Source organism: Micropepsis pineolensis, assembly GCF_055392125.1.
This window is the reverse complement of record NZ_AP042408.1, coordinates 974,898-993,095: the sequence shown is the minus strand read 5'-3', so window position 1 is coordinate 993,095 and position 18,198 is coordinate 974,898. Positions and strand designations below refer to the sequence as shown.

Below are 18,198 nucleotides of genomic sequence, written 5' to 3'. Positions count from 1 at the left end.
GCCCTTACCAATCAGATCGTCCAGCCTTTGTTCATGGCGTAATAAACTTCGTTGTTACGCAGCTGCTGTTCAAAGTCCCGGATCTTAGTGTCGGCATCGATGATGAGACTTTCGATCCCGGCGATACGGGCGAAATCTTCCAGCATCTCGGAGGTGACGGACAGAGAGAAGGCCGAATGATGCGCCCCACCGGCATAGATCCATGCCGCGCAGGAGGTTTCAAAATCCGGACGCGGCTGCCACACCGCCTGCGCCACCGGCAGTTTCGGCATTGGATGCGGGGTCTTGATAACATCGACTTCGTTGACCACCAGACGGAAGCGGTTGCCGAGCGAAATCAGCGACGAGGCCGTGGCCGCACCGGCGGTGGTGTTGAACACCAGACGGGCCGGATCTTCTTTGCCACCAATGCCAAGCGGATGAACCTCAAGGCTGGGCTTGGCCTCGGCAATCGAGGGGCAGATTTCCAGCATGTGCGCCACCAGGCTGCACTTATTATCGGGGTCGAGGTTGTAGGTGTAATCCTCCATGAATGAGGTACCACCGGCAAGACCCGACGCCATCACCTTGACCGCACGGACCAGTGCCGCCGTCTTCCAGTCGCCTTCCGCACCGAAGCCATACCCTTCAGCCATCAGCCGCTGCGAGGCGATGCCGGGCAGCTGCTTCATGCCATAGAGATCTTCGAAGGTGTTGGTATAGGCGATGGCCTTCTTCTCTTTGAGGAAGGTACGCATACCAATTTCAATCTTGGCCGCATCGCGCACCGAAGCGTGACGCGCCCCGCCCTTTTTAAGGTCGGCGGCAACGGTATATTCGGATTCATAAACGCCAATCAGCTCGTCGATCTGCTTCTCGGTCACGGCATCGATGCGCTTGACCAGATCGCCAACCGCATAATAGTCAACGCCATAACCCAGCTTGTAGAGCGCCGAAACCTTATCGCCATCGGTCACCGCGACTTCGCGCATATTGTCGCCAAAGCGAACAACCTTGGCACCCTGCCAGTCAGCCCAGGCCGCCGCCGCGCGCGTCCACGCGCCGAGCTTTTCCTGCACCTTGGGGTCCTGCCAATAACCGACCACCACCTTGCGATCCTTGCGCAGGCGGGTCCAGATGAACCCATGCTCGCGGTCGCCATGGGCGGCCTGGTTCAGGTTCATGAAATCCATGTCGATATTCGCCCAGGGAATATCGCGATTATATTGCGTGTGCAGCTGCACCGCCGGCTTGACCAGCTGCTTCAGACCGTTGATCCACATCTTCGACGGCGAGAAGGTATGACACCAGGTGATCAAACCAATGCAGGACGGGTTCGCATTGGCTTCCAGCACCAGCTGGGTGACCGAATTCGGATCGACCAGAATCGGCTTGAACACCACCTTCACCGGAATGGCCGACGCACCATCAAGCGCCGCGGCAATTTCTTTCGAATCGGCCGCGACCTGTTCGAGGACCTTGGGGCCATAGAGATGCTGCGTGCCGGTGACGAACCAGACTTCGTATTGCGCTAATGCTTTCATGATTATTGCCGCTTCCCATTCCTGATTGTAACGACGCTGCCGCCACCACTGACCAGCAGCGCTCACTCCCGGAGCAGGATTTTAGAAAGCTGCCCCGGAACTGTCAATTTGTATGAGTTATTTGGGGCGGGATTAGCAACTGTTTTTTATCGCCACAGGCTCTGTCTGGCGCATTGCCGCAGCTAAATGATGCAGCGCCAGAGCCAGCTTTAAAGTGCCAAATATGTCGTAACAGGATGAAAGGAATGCCCTTTTATACGTAAAGATCTGCACCCGGCATATGTTGCAGCGCAGCATCCCACCTCAACCCAAGCCCCACACAGTGGCAATTCACCACCCAGCCAGAGTATGGCTGACACACTATACTGGCAGGCTAGCAAATAAAACTTGCGGCGGCGGGTTTTCAATCGAATTTGTCTGACTTAATATTTACCCTGAACCGGCGCCACCGCAAGCGCCAGAAAAAGGATGTAAGGGAGCAGAAATGTCAGGAACTCGATTTTTGTGCGTCGGTATAGCCGGACTGGCTTTAGCAGCGCTTATCGCCGCCCCGGCTGCCGCTGCGCTGCCTGCGCACGTACAGAAAGCTCCGTTTGGTAAAACCGCGAAAGGACAGACGGTGGATATTTATACCATCACCAATAAAAACGGGCTTGAAGCACGCGTCACCAGTTATGGTGGGCGTATCGCCTCGCTGAAGGTTCCGGACCGCGCCGGTAAGCTGGGCAACATCGTGCTGGGCTTCGATACCGTTGAACCCTATACCAAGGGCTTACCCTATTTCGGGGCGCTGATTGGCCGCTATGGTAACCGTATTGCCAATGGCGCATTCACGCTCGACGGCAAGACCTATCATCTGGCCCAAAATGACGGCCCCAACAATCTGCATGGCGGGGTCAACGGCTTCGACAAGGTGCTGTGGAAGGTCGTGCCGTTTGAAGATGCCAAGGGCCCCGGTCTGAAGCTGACCTATGTCGCCGCGGATGGCGAAGAAGGCTTCCCCGGCAAGCTGACCGCCCATGTCACCTATCAGCTGACCAATGATAACAAGCTGCACATCACCTATGAAGCGACGACCACCAAGCCGACGCCGGTGAATCTGACCAACCATAGCTATTTCAACCTGACCGGCGATACCGAAAACACCATTGCCGATCATGAACTGGTGCTTAACGCCGACAAGTTCACCCCGGTGAGCAAAGTGCTGATCCCCACCGGCGAGCTGAAGGATGTGACCGGAACACCGTTTGATTTCCGCACCAGCACCAAAATCGGCGCCCGTATCGGCGCAGAGGATGAGCAGCTGAAATTTGCCGGCGGCTACGATCATAACTGGGTGCTGAACCAGTCAAAGCCGGGTGCGGTGACCCTGGCGGCGGTCTTAAGTGAAGCCACCACGGGCCGCGTGATGAAGGTTTACACCACCGAGCCGGGCGTGCAGTTCTATTCGGGCAATTTCCTCGACGGTAAGCCCGCAGGGACAGGAACCGTGTTCAAACTTCGCACCGGTCTGTGCCTGGAAACTCAGCACTTCCCGAATTCGCCCAATCAGGCAAACTTCCCCACGACCATTGTGCAGCCGGGGCAGGTCTATCATACCGAAACGGTTTTTGAATTCTCGACCGAGAAGTAAGACACTTTCGTCCGTAGACGCATAAATGAAAAGAGCGGCCCCTGCCGCTCTTTTTTATTGCGATCAGACTTTGGTCAGCCGGTGGAGACTGGCACCGTGCGGTGGCAGTGATACCGACAGAGCATCTGCCACGCTTTCGCTGCGCTGCCACAGATCGCGCACCCGCATTTGCCCTTTGAAGCCCAGCACCGATGCCGTCAGCGCATTATGATTGGGGGTATCATTGGTGTTGAAGATCGCAATCACCGCGGCCCCATCATCGGCCACCGCGCGCCAGATAATCATGCCTTCATCATGAAACAGCTCATGATTATCGTGGCTGCGCTGATTGACCGCCAGAACTTCGTCATTCGTGATCAGCGCCTCGGTCGCCGGATCAAGCGCCCGTAAATCCCCCCCCATAATCAGCGGAGAACGTGCGATGGACCACAGTGTCATCAGCGTTTTCTGTTCATCCGGGGTAAAGTTGGTTTTACGCTTGCCCAAATCCAGCAGCCCGAGCGGCAGCATGTCGGCATCCGGCCACGCCCCGGCGGTATGCGGTAGCTTCCACCAGTTACAAAGACGGGCGAATTGTTCTTTCAGCGCAGGCCAGCTATCCCAGAAATCATCACTGATGCGCCACATATTGGCATGCGCTGCAACGTGACTGGCTGCCGCCAGAGTAGTCTCCCCCGGCGACAAGGACAGCACCATGGGCCGCCCGGTTTTGTCAATCGCCTTACGTACGGCCTCGACTTCCGGCTGGTTGCGTAAGTAAGGACGGCTTAAATCATCGACCTTGACGAAATCGACACCCCAGTCCGCGTAAAGCTGGAAGATCGAATCGTAATAGGCCTGCGCCCCCGGCCTGGACATGTCGATACCGTACATGTCGGTATTCCATTCGCAGACATGTGCGCGGTCTGCGATGTCACCGGCATGATAGGGCGTACCCAGAATAGGTGTATTACGATCGGCAGCCTGACGCGGCACACCCCGCATCAGATGGATACCAAATTGCAGACCCAGCGAATGCACGTAATCGGCCAGCGGCTTGAACCCCGCCCCGCCTGACGATGACGGGAAACGGTTTTCTGCCGGAATCAGGCGCCCCCATTGGTCCATCGCCAGTTCGGCGCCCTTACGATAATCGTAAGAATTGGCCCCCGGCTCGTACCACTGGATATCAACAGTGAAAAAGCGATAGCCGTGCGGCAACAGCTTTTTAGCCATGATCTCGGCGGTAACGCGAGCATCGGCTTCCTTGATTGTTGGGCCAAAGCTGTCCCACGAATTCCAGCCCATCGGCGGTGTCGGCGCAAAGGCGTGGAAATCGGCAGGTTTCTGAATGAGTGCTACTTTTCTAGATGCAGCAGTGGCGACAGAAAAAAAGGTGGGGCTGAAAGCCAGCCCCACCATCGCCTGTCTACGAGAGACGGACATATTATTTTACCTCGATGACCACCACTGACTTCGGCGGCAGGTTGACGGTGAGCTTGCCATTTTCAATCCTGGCACCATCAAAAGCAACCGGGTGAATCGCGTTTGGCTTATCAAAAGTGTTACGCGAGTCCATCTGTGGACCGGTCAGGATCTTGCCCGACACGGAACCCGTCTTGGCACCAGAAATCGCCGCCGAAACCGAAGCCGACGCATTCGGATCGAGGTTGGTCAGCGCCACAACAATGGTGCCGGCCTTGGTTTTAGCCGCCGAAGCACTCACCTCGGGCACCGTGTATTTGCCCATGGTGTAAGTGCCAGTCTTGATGTCGATCGGCAGTGACGTGGCATCCTGGAACGGGATGTACATCTGATAGACATAATAGGTCGGCGTCAGCAGCATCTTCGCGCCATCGGTCAAAATCATGGCCTGCAGCACGTTGACGGTCTGCGCAATCGAGGTCATGCGCACACGGTCGGCGTATTTGTGGAAGATGTTGAAGTGTACCGCCGCGACCACCGCATCACGCATGGTGTTCTGCTGCACCAGGAAGCCCGGATTGCTGCCCGGATCGGGATCAAACCAGGTGCCCCATTCATCGACATAGAAGCCGACATGCTTGCTGGGATCATACTTGTCCATGATCGTAACATTGGCACCGATATAATCGCCAATTTTCAGCGCGTGGGCCATAGTCGACGCCCATTCACTGGCCGGGAATCCGGTCGATGCGCCCTTATGCGCCCACTTCTCACCGGCAATAGTGTAGTAGTGATAGGAAATCGCATCCATGCCACCCTTCACCGACTTCATCAGTGTTTCGGTGTAATCGGTGCGGGCATCATTGCCGCCACTGGCCAAAATCAGCGGCTTGGTTTCCTTCGGCATACGGATGAAGGTCGTATACTGCTTGAACAGGTCGGCATAATATTCCGGCCGCATATTGCCGCCGCAGCCCCAGGTCTCGTTACCAATGGCAAAGACCGAAATCTTCCACGGCTTGTCATGACCATTGGCTTTGCGTTCACGCACCAGCGTGGTGTCCTGATCGCCGGTCATATATTCAAGCCAGTCAACCGCCTCGGCCGGAGAACCGGTACCGATATTGGCGTTGACATAGGCATCAGCGCCAATCATGTCGATGAAATTGAAAAACTCATGGGTGCCGAAGCTGTTATCCTCGGGTACGCTGCCCCAGTTATGATTGACGCGTACCGCACGCTTATCCTTCGGACCAACCCCCTCGCGCCAGTGATATTCATCGGCGAAACAACCGCCCGGCCAGCGCACCATCGGAACATGCAAATCTTTTAAAGCCGCGACGACATCGTTGCGAAAGCCATGGGTATTGGGAATCGACGAATTTTCGCCGACATAAATGCCGCCATAAATGCCACTGCCCAGATGCTCCGAAAACTGGCCATAAACATTTTTGTTAATGACAGCACCCGGCTTATCGGCATGAATGGTCAGGCTGGTGCCCCCCACCGGCGCAGCGGTAGCCCCAGACAGCACCAGCATGGCCGCAGCGGCAAAACCGAAGGCGCGCAACGCGGTTATACTTTGCATGGTTCGTTTCCCTTTAATCGTAATGATTATTATATTACCGGCCCGCCCCGAAATAAAATCAGGCCAATACAGATGCGGCACGGAAACCTTCCGTGCCGCATCCACACTATACTGGAATATTGAAATTAATTCATTTTATAACGCACACCGATCTGGATCGTCTGATCAAATGAGCGTGTATCGCGCGGGTAAACATCCGCATAACTGCCCTTACCGAAGGTATCGTGATAGATCTCACCGGTCAGGTTGGTGGCATCAATGGTGAAGGTCAGACCTGTTTCTTTCAGATCATAACTGGCCGAGAAGTCGAGCGTACCGTACGGCTTGGCATAGGCCGATGCCGGATTGATCGAGGTAGAATCACTCAGCGTATAAGCCACCAGGAAGCTGCTGCGCCAGTTATACGCCGCACGCATCGAGAACGGACCCCGTTCATAGATACCAATCAGGTTCCAGGAATATTTGGACACGTTGGTATAGGGCACGCGTTCGGTATCGGTCGCGCTCTTTTCAGTGTGACCTTCAATGAAAGTCGCATTGGCTTGCAGACCAAGACCGTTCAGGATGCCCGGCAGGAAATCATAGAACTGGGTGTAGCTCAGTTCCAACCCCTGCAGGAAACCCTGTCCGCCATTCTGCGGCTTGCTCATCGTATAGGACGTGCCGTCGATAACTTCCGTGGTGGTATCGGTTTCGACATAACCAATAATCTGACGATAGAAGACCGAGGCCGTCACGCTGTTCTGCTTGCCGAAATAATACTCAAGTCCCATATCGAAGTTATTGGACTTCACCGGTGCCAGATCCGGGTTACCGCTGGAGCCCGTGGCGGCATAGGTCAAACCGCCACTCGACAGTGACTGTGCCGGATTAAGTTGCGCAAAAGTTGGCCGGGTAATGGTGCGGCCAACCGCCAGACGCAAGGCCAGATCATCCCGGATGCCCAGTTTGGCATTCAGGCTTGGCATCCAGTCAACCGTGTCTTTCTTGCTGGTTACCGGCGTATATGTCTTGGTATAGACGTCATAAACGCCATCATTGTTGGTGTCAGTCATTTCCAAGGAATAGTCGAAAGCATTCAGCGTCGACTTAGTTTCGACAACGCGCATACCAACATTGCCCGACAGCGGCATATCAAAGACGTCAAAGCCATAATTGGCTTTGGCATAGCCACTCCAGGTAAGCTCGCGGTCACCGAAGGAATTGCTGGGATCCGCATCAGGCTCATCGGTCGACTGACCAAAGGCGGCGCGGATGTCTTTGATGTGGCTCATGGCATATTTGCCGTTCACCGTCATCCATTTGCGCACCCCCCAATCGGCGGCGCCCTTCATGAAGGACCCACGCGAGGCAGACATCGAGCCCGGCAGAATATCTTCCATGCTGACCGTCCACCATTGGCTGGACGAATCACTGACATAGCCGCAGGCTTCCGACCGGGCTGCGGCGACTTCTGCCGCATACTGAGTATCGGCCTGAGAATAGGAGCTTGCACTGTTGTAGCAGCTTAAGACGCCGCCATTATCAGCCCGATTCCTACCAAAACGGTTGGCATAGCGCATGCCAAAATCGACCGATTTGATACCAACATCACCAAAGGTATAGGTCCCATCGACCTTCCAATCGGTCTCGCTGCCCTTCGAACGGGTCCACTGATCGTAGAACTGCGTCGGATGATAGCTGGCGCCATTCATCAATGTGGATTCATAGCTCGAATCCGCCAGAGTAATATTGGGCGTGCCGGAATTGTTATAATTAGTGTCGAAAGAGAGCGGCACATACACGCCAGTATCCAAAATGACACCCTGGCGATGGTATTTGCTGTAGGTGATGTCGACTTCCGTCGACAGGGTCAGATTATCCCCGGTCCAGGATGCACCGGTGGCAAACTGCGCGGTATCCGTCTTATCACGATAGGACTGGTTACTGGTAAGCTGGAACAGGTCGCTCGCGGTTTCCGTCTTCATCACTGTGTTACCATCGGGATCAGTGACGGTAGTCAGCGAGGAAACCCCTGTACCTTTACTCGGCAAACCAATCAGGTAATTGACTTCATTATTATTACGATAGCGGGTGTAAAAGAGTTCGGCATAAACCTCGACATTGGCATTGGGCCGCCACTGCGTCGACAGGTTAGCACCAATGCGTTCACGGCTGCCCGGATAGGAGATAGCGCCCATAGTTTCAGGCGTGGTAGCCTTTGTCCCGCCAGATGTAGCTGACCCGCCAAAATAATAGTTGAACGCGTCAAAATCCAGATAATGGCGTTTGTTATAGCTGACATCAAACAGCGCACCGAAATCACCAACCTTGGTCTTCCAGCGGTCGCTGAGGAGCAGGCTGGCGTCAGGATCGACATGCTTGGCCTGCGAACTATAGGTGCCATTAAGGCCACCTGCGACCATCGCACCATCAAAATCCAGCGGACGACGGAATTGTGCATTGATCAGGCCAGCGATGCCGCCTTCCAGATCACTTGCTTCGGCGGACTTATGAATATCGACACGCGACAGCAGTTCGGCCGGAATATCGGCCAGAGAAATGGTGCGGCCCGTGGTGGTGAAAATCTGACGGCCGTTGATCGTTGTGGCAATATCCGGCAGACCATGAACCAAAAACGTACCGGTTTCCCCGGCGCCACTGGCATGCTGCACCTGCACACCGGTGATGTGCTGCATGGCATCAATGATCGTATTATCCGGCAGCTTGCCGATATCCTCGGAAACGATTGAATCAACGAACTGTGTAGCGTTTTTCTTGATGTCTAACGAGGTCGCCAGACTGGCGCGCACACCGGACACCACAACGGTTTCCATGGTGTCGCCATCCTGGCCAAAGGCCGTACCCGCCACCAGAACCAGCGACGCAGCAGACACACCACTCCATAAGAGTTTTTTGAACGTCATCACATAACCTCCCCTTGTGCTTTGCGCGCGCGTCCTCTGCTGGAACGCTCAATTCGCAAGGCAACTTCATTACTCAGACATTTAAGGTTAGGCTATTTTCCATGGCAACGCAAGCAGGAGAAGCGTCACATCACACCAAGAGGATAGCATGTGGTAATTCCGCACCAAAAAGAACACAACGCAGAGACGTGTAGCACGACATGGTACGCACGTATAAGTGTATCAACGAACCGCAATTTATATCTTTGTGCGGATTATTATTCTGGTGGGCATAATGCCCACCAGAATAATAAGACAGCTAATTGAGAGAGTAACGTAGACCAATCGAGAACGTACGACTGATCACCGTTGTACCGAAGTTTCCAAGCTCGGGCCCCCCTGCACCTCCGAATGCATAATAGGACTGCTGCAGCCCTTCGAGCATATTCACAGCATCGAACGTCGCCATAAGCTTGTCGCCGATCTTGTAGTTTAGCTGCAGATCAAGACTTGCTTCCGGGCGACGCCAGATGCCGATCGGATTAGCAAATAACGCCGATTCATTGCCATAGTAGAACTTGTTACGCCAGACATAGGATAAGCGGAGGCCAGCAGGCCCATGTTCATAGGCAAGCGTGGTATTATACGACCAGTTCGATACACCAATGAAGCTTGAACGGGCTTGACTAACGATCTCACCGGAAGAATTGGTTTGCGGTACATTCTGCGTTGAGGTGATATAGGTCAGACTGCCCTGGAACCCGATACCGTCAAACCAGCCCGGAAGCTCCTTAGGGAAATAAACTACACCAAGCTCAACCCCCTTCAGATCACCGTCGGATGCGTTCATCGGCTTTGTGACAACCCATTTCGTTGCCGTTTTGGTTGACCCAGCTTCTTTCGTTGAGGCATCAAACGTTTCTACCGAACGCGAAGACACGACCAGCCCATCAACAAGGCGACGGAACCCTGTGACGTACAAAGCGCTGCCGGGCTGGAAATACCACTCTGCCGTCACGTCCATATTTTTTGAATGTGTCGGCTTTAAATCCTTGTTACCTGCAGAGGCTGTACCATAACCAACCTTCGTCAGATCATCGGTCAGTGTGTATGTCGGGTTCAGATTTGAAAAACTCGGCCGACGCACTGTTTCACCATAATTAAAGCGCAGCATAGCATCTTCACCGATCGAATATCGTGCGGTTGCGCTGGGTAAGAAGTCATGCGAATTGCTTCTTGCCTTTTCCGTAAAGGTCAGACTATCCGTAACATCGACATACCGCACACCGGCCTGCACCTGCAGTGGATTACCCAGAATATCTACACCACCATCCACCTGTATATACGCGCTGGCAGTTTTCTCATCGATATTGAAGTCTTTAGACAGACTGAGATCATCACTTGTTTTCAGGCCATACAGCGTACGCATCGTATCGATGTTTGATTTAAGATACGTACCACTTGCCGTAGCGTATGACCGGGGCACAACACCAATACCGGTAAAGAAGTCCTTGTTCACCCTCATAATTTTACTATCCAGGCTCGAGATAGCAACAGAGGTATATGCACTCTGTGTACGCTCATATTCGGCTGCGCTGCGGTCGTCATAACGAAGACCAAAGGCAACTTTTTTAGCGAATGGAATCAATCCTTCCAGATTGTAATTACCATCAGCCTGGAACGTGACCGCATCACCTTTGTCTTTGTAGGCGTTATCGTAGAACCATGATGAGTTCCATGATGATGCCTCGGTAAGCAGGCTATTATCATCAAAGCTATATTCTGTAACGCCATTACCGTTATTGAAATCAACACTGATCGACCCAGCTGTGCGCTCAAAACGCATAGCGATAAACTGTTCGTCCCATGCGCTGCTCTGGTAGGACAGGTCCGCCGTTACATTGAGCCGGTCAGATAATTGCCACTTGGCATTTAGTGCATAAATAAAGCTGTTCGTTTTTGCCGAGGTAACATCACCGCTCTGAAAACCATAAACAGAACCGACATCCGTGCGGGATTTAACGATATTGGTCCCGGGGTAGAGTGTTACATTTGATGAGGCATCGCTACCCAGATCGCCCCACCAATCGACGTAGGAGAATAGCATCTGATTATCGGTAACAGTCCGATAACCGTCATAGAAAAACTCAAAAGTATACGTCGAATTTTCTGACGGTGCCCACTGTAATGCAATGTTCATTGAAGGCCGTTGTACATTGCCGATATAGTCTGTGGAGAAAATAGCATCTCTGGACAGATAATAAGGCAGTGACGTACCATCGCTGAGAGTAATCGTTGCACCTTCAGCTTCTGACAGACCTTCATTCTGCCCTACAGCCCAAATGGTGCCGTAATTCTCAAGCCCGCTGCAACTGCCAGCACCAGTGCTACCACAGTTACCTTCAGTCCCCGAGTAGCTGGCCATAATACGTTGCATGTAGGACCAGCCGTTGGTGCTTAATGTCCCGGTCGTCGCTGAAGCCGCAAAGGGAACCATAGCCCCGGCGGTGACGCTTTCATCCCGAAACCGCGTCTGTACATAGCTGACATTTACCAGCGCGCCAATATCACCGATTCCGGTGGTCCAACGGTCACTGATCAGCATGTTCATATTGGGGTCGAAGGAACCACGACGCTGTTCATAGGTGTCACGACCGGCAGCCGAAACCTGAAGCCCGTCAAAGTCGAAAGGGCGATGCGTCTTCACATCAACCTGACCCGCAATGCCGGTTTCAAGCTGGTCGGCGGAACGCGTCTTATAAACGTCGACGCTCTGTATAAAGTTCGCCGGAATATCTGCCAGCGCGAAATAACGCCCTGAAGCCGTAAAGACATTGCGGCCATTCCACGACGTCTGTACGTCGGACATACCGCGAATATAAATTGTGCTGACATCCCCACCGCCGCGATCCGACACCTGCACGCCTGTAAGGCGTTGCAAGGCCTCGATAACATTATTGTCGGGTAGCTTGCCGATATCTTCAGCGACAATAGACTCGATGACCTGCGTTGATTCACGCTTGGCTTCGAGCCCCTTTTCAATACTGGCACGAATGCCGGTGACAACGACAGTTTCCATTGTTGTATTGTCCTGACCGAAGCTCGGCCCGGACGCCAAAATTATCGCAGCAACAGATACACTGCCCCATAGCAGGGTTTTGCACTTCATTGGTTTTCCTCCCCATGCACACCCCCTGTTCTCTTACGCGGGTTATGTGTGCGCTTCCTGATAAACTCAGACATATTTTTCTAGGTCTATTTAAACGCGCACACAACATGCCAAAACCATGCCGGGAACTTTGTGTCGTTTTGTGTGACAATACGGCATCACGACACTTACACCGTTATCTTGATTACAGAATTTTAAATAAGTGCATTTTTGTTAGCGCTATCACCCCGCTGTGTGATGAAAAATTTTCTGTTCGATGGAGAATTAATTTTAATCCAATAGCATAAGCTTTAATTGAACACGCCATTTGCCCCCTTACGTGCTGGGCCAAGTAACCGCGGAAGAATCGCCAAACCAAACCACCGCCAATGAAGCTCCACGCGGGTGCTGCGATGCGTGTCTGGAAGATCGCGCCAAACGACACATACTCAGACATTTATTGAAAATCCTAAATCGAACGGGAAATCCGTGTTGCCTACCCCGCAAGAAAATATGTCTGACTTATTACCCCCGAGTTTCATTTTCCGCCCCTAGGCACCCAAAGCAGGAAAGCCTGCCAGGGCACACGCCGGATCCAGGATGAGGACCAATTAATACGTAACCTTATAAAAGTAGCGCTCCCTCATGGCGATGAAGCATGGTAAACTAATCGTCTGAGTTATCGCTGCGTCGAGAGGCGGACAATCCTAAAGGTGGGGTTATGGCGCAGAAGGCAAAAACGACAATGGACCAGTTTCGCGTCATCGTGCACAACACCAATAAAGCCCTGCGTTTGCACGGCACCATCGCTCATGATCTCGGGGTGGAAATCGTTTCGGGCAAATACCGCCCCGGCGACATCCTGTCGGGCGAAATTGCTTCCAGCGAGCAATTATCGGTTTCGCGCACCGCCTATCGCGAGGCGATTCGCATTCTGGCCGCCAAGGGGCTGGTTTCCTCCAAGCCTAAGATCGGCACCAAGGTCAACGCCAAGGGCAAATGGCACATCCTGGACCCCGATGTGCTGGCCTGGATGTTCGAGGCCGGGCCGGATATCGCCGCCCTCAACAGCCTGTTTGAGCTGCGCGATGTGGTCGAGCCGACGGCGGCAGCCTTTGCCGCCATTCGCCGCACTGATGGCCAGCTACGCACCATGGCAACAGCGATTGAGCGGATGGAACGCCATACCTTGATGACCGAAGCCGGGCGTCAGGCCGACGTGGATTTCCACGCCACCTTGCTGCAGGCATCCGACAACCCCTTTATCACCTCGCTGGTGGAAGGGTTCACGGCAGCCATTACCTCGACCAATATTTACAAGCAGCGCGAACATCCCTTACGTCGTGACCCGGTGCCCGATCACGCCCATGTCTATGAAGCCATCGCCGACAAAGATGCCGACAAGGCCCAGCTGGCCATGCGCGAACTAATCCGTCTGGCGCGGATCGACACGCCGTTCTTCCCGCCGCCCAAGCGCCGCCCGCTCAAAATTGATAAGAATCAGGAGCATTAGCCCGGCAGGTCTGCCCTGACGGGGCGGGCCCTTTGCGTCCTTAAAGTGGGGCCTGCACCGCCGACAGAATATGGCGCATGCGGCTGACGCGGCCCGGATGATCGAGCAAATCGGCCAGCGTATATTGGTCGAGCACATCAAAGAACGCCGACAGCGCCTTTTGCAGCGGTTTGCGCACACCGCAGGCCGAAATCATGATGCAGCAATCCTTGCGATCACGATCGAAACAACCGGTCAGACAAAGGTCGTCCTCGGTCTGGCGCACGACCTGACCGATCACAATCTCGGCTGGGCTTTTAGACAGCTTGAAACCGCCACGGCGCCCGCGCACACTTTCGACATAGCCCGCCTGGATCAGAGTCTGCGCCACCTTCATCATGTGATTGCGCGAAATGCCATACCGCGCCGCCACCGTTGCGATGGTGTGCAGCCCCTCCGGTTCGATCGCCAGCAGCATCAGCAGGCGCAGAGAATAATCCGTATGCAGAGTAAGCCGCACGCTATTATGCCCCCGGGTTGGCAGGTAAAGCCGACCCTTACCTGTGCCGCAAAAGATTATTTATAACCATTTCCGCATTGTGGGACCATAGCCCAAGTGGTATTTCAGCTGCATAATTTTGTCGCGATACCCGTTGCGTGCACAAATTAATGAACAATCCTACAGTTGCACAAAGCCACCGGTGGGCAGAAAATCCCTGAATTCCGCCATTGTTGGCGAAAAGGGGAGAAAAAATGACCAACCGGCGCACTATCCTTTTGGGCTTGGGGGGGCTGATGGCCAGTGGGCTGGCGGCGGGCACCGCTTTAGCCAGCAACACATTTGGCCGGGTCATCGCCGCGGGCCGGCCCAAGCTGATCAAGGGCAAACCCAATAAAGTTGATTTCGGCCATGGCCTTCTGGTGCCAATGGACAAGACAGCCTTCGAGACGTTGTGGGAAGGCGATGACCGCTGGATGGCCTATGGCCACGGCTTCGGACAAAGCGAATCCGCCGCCATGGGCCAGGCTGAGCTGGCCGCCATTGCCACGATGAAGCTATTTCTGATCACCCTGGCCTTCGCGCCGGAGCGCTTGGTCCATGTCGATGGCGGGGGCTGGAAACTCAAATCCGGCAAAGCCGAGGATCTGATCCGTGGCGATGTCGATCTGCCCGGTCGCCCGATCATGCCGACCACCGATCACGTCGTCGGCGGCCCCACCGATGACAGCGATCAGGAAAGCCAGGATAGCACCCACGCCACCACCGGCTGGGTGGTGTGGAAAACGGAAGTTACCCTCGACAGTGTCCGGCGCAGCGCCCGACTGGTAACGCCGTAATCCGGCAAACCAGATGCAAAAGATCAGGCAAATCGCATGCGGTCCGCTGCGTTGCCTGATCTTGATTTCTGGCGGCCACGGGTCTTTGCGACCCTTATTCCGGCTTCAGTGAAAACAGACTTCGCAGCAGGATTTCCGCCCGCGACGGCAATACGTCGAGGCCCGAACGGCGCTGGCCCAGATCAATAACATTTTCCAGAATGAGCATGGCCAAGCCGTGCACCGCCGCCCACACCGCCAGCCCAAGCGCGGAATCATCCAGTGCCAACCCGATCTCGGTACCGATAGCGTCGGCGGCCTCGCCCAAACGCGGGAACGCATCACGGTTGGGCAGCTGCGGGCCAAACATCAGCCGTGACAGCGCCGGGCGGCGGGCAACAAAGCGCATATAGGCCCCGCCGATCATGGCGATGCGGTCCGAGGTGACACCGGGTGCCGCCGCAGCGACGGCCAGTTCGGTTTTAAGTTCGGCAAATCCCTCGATGGCGAGCTCGGACAGCAGCGCCTCGTGACTGGGAAAATGGCGATAGGGGGCCGCATGACTGACACCGGCACGCCGTGCCACGGCCCGCAACGACAGCGAAGCCAGCGATTCTTCTTCGAGGATCGTGCGCGCCGCGATTAACAGCGCATTACGCAGATCACCGTGATGGTAGGGACGCTTCATATCCATATTGGTTATTCCTCATTGCTTGCCACGCTTAAGGTTAAACGTCTGCATTTGGCTATTGACCGCCTTGCGGTCCGTTATGCAGACGCTCCAGTCGCGCCAACAAAGCAGAAGTGTCCCATCGCCTTCCGCCCATTGCCTCGATCTCGGCATAGTACTCGTCAACCAACGCCGTTACGGGTAACGCGGCTCCATTTTTGCGCGCCTCCGCAAAGCAAATCGCCAAGTCCTTGCGCATCAACTCGATGGCAAAGCCATGCTCATATTCCCCCGCGAGCATGGTTTTATGGCGATTTTCCATCTGCCAGGAACCTGCGGCCCCCTTGGCAATCACGTCCACCACGGCCGCGGCGTCAAGGCCGGCAGCTTTGGCGAAATTCAATCCCTCCGACAGGCCTTCAATCAGCCCGGCCAGACAAATCTGATTGACCATTTTGGTCAGCTGACCAGCCCCGGACGGCCCCATCAGACGGCTTTGGCGGGCATAGGCCGCCATCACTGGCTCGGCACGAGCGAAATGCTCCGGCGTACCGCCGCACATGATGGTCAGCACGCCCTTGATGGCCCCCTGCTCGCCGCCCGAAACCGGGGCATCAACAAAGCCCAGACCGTTTTTTTCGGCCACCGCCGACAATTCGCGCGCCACACTGGCCGAAGCCGTGGTGTGATCGATAAAAATCGCCCCCGGCTTCATCGCGGCGAAGGCGCCATTCTCGCCCACCGTCACGGCGCGAACATCCTCGTCGCGACCAACGCAGGCAAAGACGAAATCGGCATTGGTAGCGGCCTCGGCCGGGGTCAGAACCGCATGGCCTTCATAGGCATCACGCCACCACGCCGCCTTGATGGCGGTACGGTTATACACCGTGACGTCATGCCCGGTGCGCACCAGATGCCCGGCCATCGGGAAACCCATCACGCCCAACCCCAGAAACGCCACCTTGCTCATTCGTTTGCCTCAATATGTGTTTTTTGACTGCGCATACTGCCGCGCGAGAAGGCCGGTCGCTTCAGCATCCAGATCAGTGGCAAACTGAGAACCGACAAAAAGAACATAAAAAGAAAATCGTTCTGATAGGCATGCATCGAGGCCCGCATCTGCACCATGCCATTGAGCGCGGCGGCTCCGGTCGGCAGAGCAAAATTGTCGAACAACGACACCGCATTGATCTGCAAGGCGCGGTTAAACGGCGTGATGTGTGCCGCCAGCGCATCGTGCAGCTGCTGGGTGCTGTTGCTTAAGACCACTGTGGTGATCGAAACACCGATCGCGCTGGCAACATTACGCACCAGATTCATCAGCGAGGTGGCCGAGTTGCGCATCTCGCCCGGCAGCGTGGCAAACGCCGTCAGATTAAGCGGCGAAAACACCAGCCCCATGCCAATACCCTGCACAATCGTCACGATCAGAAAGGTGCTGTCGGGCACCGATGGCGTCCAGTGCGCCATCTCATACAAGGTTCCGCACATCAGAACCGCACCAATCGTCATGACATGACGCGGATCAACAAAGTTCGCGATCCGGCCAACCAGTATCATCGAAGCGATAACACCGAACCCACGCGGCCCCATCAGCAGACCAGCCCCCAGCACAGGATGGCCCGCCATGCTTTGCAGAAAGGGTGGCATCAGCGCAATGCCAGCCAGCAATACAGCACTGACGACAAAGTTCAGGATCAGCGAGGTAACGAAATTGCGGTCGCGGAACAATTTACGCTGCACGAAGGGATTCTTCGCCGTCATCATATGGACCGCGAACAGATAGAAGCCGAGGCCGCCCAGAACGGTCTCCGCGATGATTTCTCCGGAGGAGAACCAGTCCTGATCGGTACCGCGATCCAGCATGAGCTGAAGCCCGCCGATCCCCAGTGTCAGCACCGCAAAACCCAGCCAGTCGAACGTCAGGCCTTCGTTGCGGCGATTATCATGGAAGAAATACCACAGCCCCACCGTAGCCATAATGCCAACCGGCACGTTGACATAGAAGCACCAGCGCCACGTATAATACTCGGTCAGAAAGCCACCCAGCGTCGGGCCTAAGATCGGCCCCAGCATGATACCCATGCCCCAGATCGCCATTGCCTTGCCGCGCTTTTCGATTGGATACAGATCGAGCATAATCGATTGTGACAATGGTCCGAGTGCCGCACCAAAGGTGCCCTGCAACATACGGAAAGCCACCATCTCGCCCAGACTGGTCGCCATGCCACACAAAGCTGAGGCAATAGTGAACCCCGCCACGGCAAGAATCATGACATTCTTTTTGCCAAACCGGGTGGCCATCCAGCCCGCCGGGGCGGTCATGATGGCCGCGGCGACGATGTAGCTGGTCAACACCCAGGTAATCTGGTCACGCGAACAGGACAGACCACCTTGCATATACGGCAAAGAGACGTTGGCGATGGTACTGTCCAGCGTCTGCATCAATACCGCCGCCATCGAGCAGGCCACGACCATGGCCAGCTCGACTTTGCTGTATGCGGAGTGTGAAAAAGACTCTGACGGAGGGTTCATGAT

The 18,198-nt window shown here is 55.0% G+C and carries 13 protein-coding genes; 3 read left to right on the top strand and 10 right to left on the bottom strand.

Annotated elements, in window-relative coordinates; translation table 11 throughout:
* Positions 1 to 11: 11 nt before the first annotated feature.
* Complete coding sequence (gene araA / locus ACZ5RI_RS04485) at positions 12 to 1,523, bottom strand: L-arabinose isomerase (RefSeq protein ID WP_464514910.1); 1,512 nt, start codon at positions 1,521 to 1,523, stop codon at positions 12 to 14.
* A 484-nt stretch (positions 1,524 to 2,007) separates the two neighbouring features.
* Here araA and ACZ5RI_RS04480 point away from each other — a divergent pair, with 484 nt between their 5' ends.
* Complete coding sequence (locus ACZ5RI_RS04480) at positions 2,008 to 3,156, top strand: aldose epimerase family protein (RefSeq protein WP_464514909.1); 1,149 nt, start codon at positions 2,008 to 2,010, stop codon at positions 3,154 to 3,156.
* Between the two features lie 63 nt (positions 3,157 to 3,219).
* On the opposite strand, the gene ACZ5RI_RS04475 is transcribed toward ACZ5RI_RS04480, so the two are convergent.
* From ACZ5RI_RS04475 to ACZ5RI_RS04455, 5 genes are all read right to left on the bottom strand, one after another.
* A complete protein-coding gene (locus ACZ5RI_RS04475; protein ID WP_464514908.1) occupies positions 3,220 to 4,581 on the bottom strand; it encodes a glycoside hydrolase family 27 protein in 1,362 nt (453 codons plus the stop codon).
* Between the two features lies 1 nt (position 4,582).
* Positions 4,583 to 6,148 carry an alpha-N-arabinofuranosidase gene (locus ACZ5RI_RS04470; protein WP_464514907.1) on the bottom strand — a complete coding sequence of 522 codons (1,566 nt, stop codon included), beginning with the start codon at positions 6,146 to 6,148 and terminating at the stop codon, positions 4,583 to 4,585.
* 125 nt (positions 6,149 to 6,273) lie between these two features.
* Positions 6,274 to 9,054, bottom strand: coding sequence for a TonB-dependent receptor (locus tag ACZ5RI_RS04465; RefSeq protein WP_464514906.1), 2,781 nt, complete (start codon positions 9,052 to 9,054; stop codon positions 6,274 to 6,276).
* A 298-nt stretch (positions 9,055 to 9,352) separates the two neighbouring features.
* Positions 9,353 to 12,202, bottom strand: a complete 2,850-nt coding sequence (locus ACZ5RI_RS04460; protein ID WP_464514905.1) for a TonB-dependent receptor — start codon at positions 12,200 to 12,202, stop codon at positions 9,353 to 9,355.
* Between the two features lie 184 nt (positions 12,203 to 12,386).
* Entirely contained in the window at positions 12,387 to 12,638 is a 252-nt protein-coding gene (locus ACZ5RI_RS04455; protein ID WP_464514904.1) for a hypothetical protein, read from the bottom strand.
* 264 nt (positions 12,639 to 12,902) lie between these two features.
* Between ACZ5RI_RS04455 and ACZ5RI_RS04450 the strand changes: the two genes are divergently transcribed.
* Positions 12,903 to 13,694: a FadR/GntR family transcriptional regulator gene (locus ACZ5RI_RS04450; RefSeq protein ID WP_464514903.1), complete on the top strand. Its 792-nt coding sequence runs from the start codon at positions 12,903 to 12,905 to the stop codon at positions 13,692 to 13,694.
* 40 nt (positions 13,695 to 13,734) lie between these two features.
* Here the strand turns inward: ACZ5RI_RS04450 and ACZ5RI_RS04445 are convergent, their stop codons facing one another.
* Entirely contained in the window at positions 13,735 to 14,193 is a 459-nt protein-coding gene (locus ACZ5RI_RS04445) for an RrF2 family transcriptional regulator (RefSeq protein WP_464514902.1), read from the bottom strand.
* Positions 14,194 to 14,426: 233 nt separating this feature from the next.
* Here ACZ5RI_RS04445 and ACZ5RI_RS04440 point away from each other — a divergent pair, with 233 nt between their 5' ends.
* Positions 14,427 to 15,011, top strand: coding sequence for a hypothetical protein (locus ACZ5RI_RS04440; RefSeq protein ID WP_464514901.1), 585 nt, complete (start codon positions 14,427 to 14,429; stop codon positions 15,009 to 15,011).
* 94 nt (positions 15,012 to 15,105) lie between these two features.
* Here the strand turns inward: ACZ5RI_RS04440 and ACZ5RI_RS04435 are convergent, their stop codons facing one another.
* From ACZ5RI_RS04435 to ACZ5RI_RS04425, 3 genes are read right to left on the bottom strand one after another with little or no spacing between them, the layout of a single operon-like run.
* Positions 15,106 to 15,684: a TetR/AcrR family transcriptional regulator gene (locus tag ACZ5RI_RS04435; protein WP_464514900.1), complete on the bottom strand. Its 579-nt coding sequence runs from the start codon at positions 15,682 to 15,684 to the stop codon at positions 15,106 to 15,108.
* A 52-nt stretch (positions 15,685 to 15,736) separates the two neighbouring features.
* On the bottom strand, positions 15,737 to 16,630 hold the full coding sequence (locus tag ACZ5RI_RS04430) for an NAD(P)-dependent oxidoreductase (RefSeq protein ID WP_464514899.1): 894 nt from the start codon (positions 16,628 to 16,630) through the stop codon (positions 15,737 to 15,739).
* On the bottom strand, positions 16,627 to 18,195 hold the full coding sequence (locus ACZ5RI_RS04425; RefSeq protein ID WP_464514898.1) for a DHA2 family efflux MFS transporter permease subunit: 1,569 nt from the start codon (positions 18,193 to 18,195) through the stop codon (positions 16,627 to 16,629). The genes ACZ5RI_RS04430 and ACZ5RI_RS04425 overlap by 4 nt, the downstream gene beginning before the upstream one ends.
* Between the last annotated feature and the right edge of the window lie 3 nt (positions 18,196 to 18,198).

Excerpts from the sequence above, each read along its gene's own strand:
- ACZ5RI_RS04470 (WP_464514907.1), bottom strand. The coding sequence starts at position 6,148 with ATGCAAAGTATAACCGCGTTGCGCGCCTTCGGTTTTGCCGCTGCGGCC.
- ACZ5RI_RS04425 (WP_464514898.1), bottom strand. The coding sequence starts at position 18,195 with ATGAACCCTCCGTCAGAGTCTTTTTCACACTCCGCATACAGCAAAGTC.
- ACZ5RI_RS04430 (WP_464514899.1), bottom strand. The coding sequence starts at position 16,630 with ATGAGCAAGGTGGCGTTTCTGGGGTTGGGCGTGATGGGTTTCCCGATG.
- ACZ5RI_RS04480 (WP_464514909.1), top strand. The coding sequence starts at position 2,008 with ATGTCAGGAACTCGATTTTTGTGCGTCGGTATAGCCGGACTGGCTTTA.
- araA (WP_464514910.1), bottom strand. The coding sequence starts at position 1,523 with ATGAAAGCATTAGCGCAATACGAAGTCTGGTTCGTCACCGGCACGCAG.
- ACZ5RI_RS04455 (WP_464514904.1), bottom strand. The coding sequence starts at position 12,638 with ATGTCTGAGTATGTGTCGTTTGGCGCGATCTTCCAGACACGCATCGCA.
- ACZ5RI_RS04450 (WP_464514903.1), top strand. The coding sequence starts at position 12,903 with ATGGCGCAGAAGGCAAAAACGACAATGGACCAGTTTCGCGTCATCGTG.
- ACZ5RI_RS04460 (WP_464514905.1), bottom strand. The coding sequence starts at position 12,202 with ATGAAGTGCAAAACCCTGCTATGGGGCAGTGTATCTGTTGCTGCGATA.
- ACZ5RI_RS04440 (WP_464514901.1), top strand. The coding sequence starts at position 14,427 with ATGACCAACCGGCGCACTATCCTTTTGGGCTTGGGGGGGCTGATGGCC.
- ACZ5RI_RS04475 (WP_464514908.1), bottom strand. The coding sequence starts at position 4,581 with ATGTCCGTCTCTCGTAGACAGGCGATGGTGGGGCTGGCTTTCAGCCCC.
- ACZ5RI_RS04435 (WP_464514900.1), bottom strand. The coding sequence starts at position 15,684 with ATGGATATGAAGCGTCCCTACCATCACGGTGATCTGCGTAATGCGCTG.
- ACZ5RI_RS04465 (WP_464514906.1), bottom strand. The coding sequence starts at position 9,054 with ATGACGTTCAAAAAACTCTTATGGAGTGGTGTGTCTGCTGCGTCGCTG.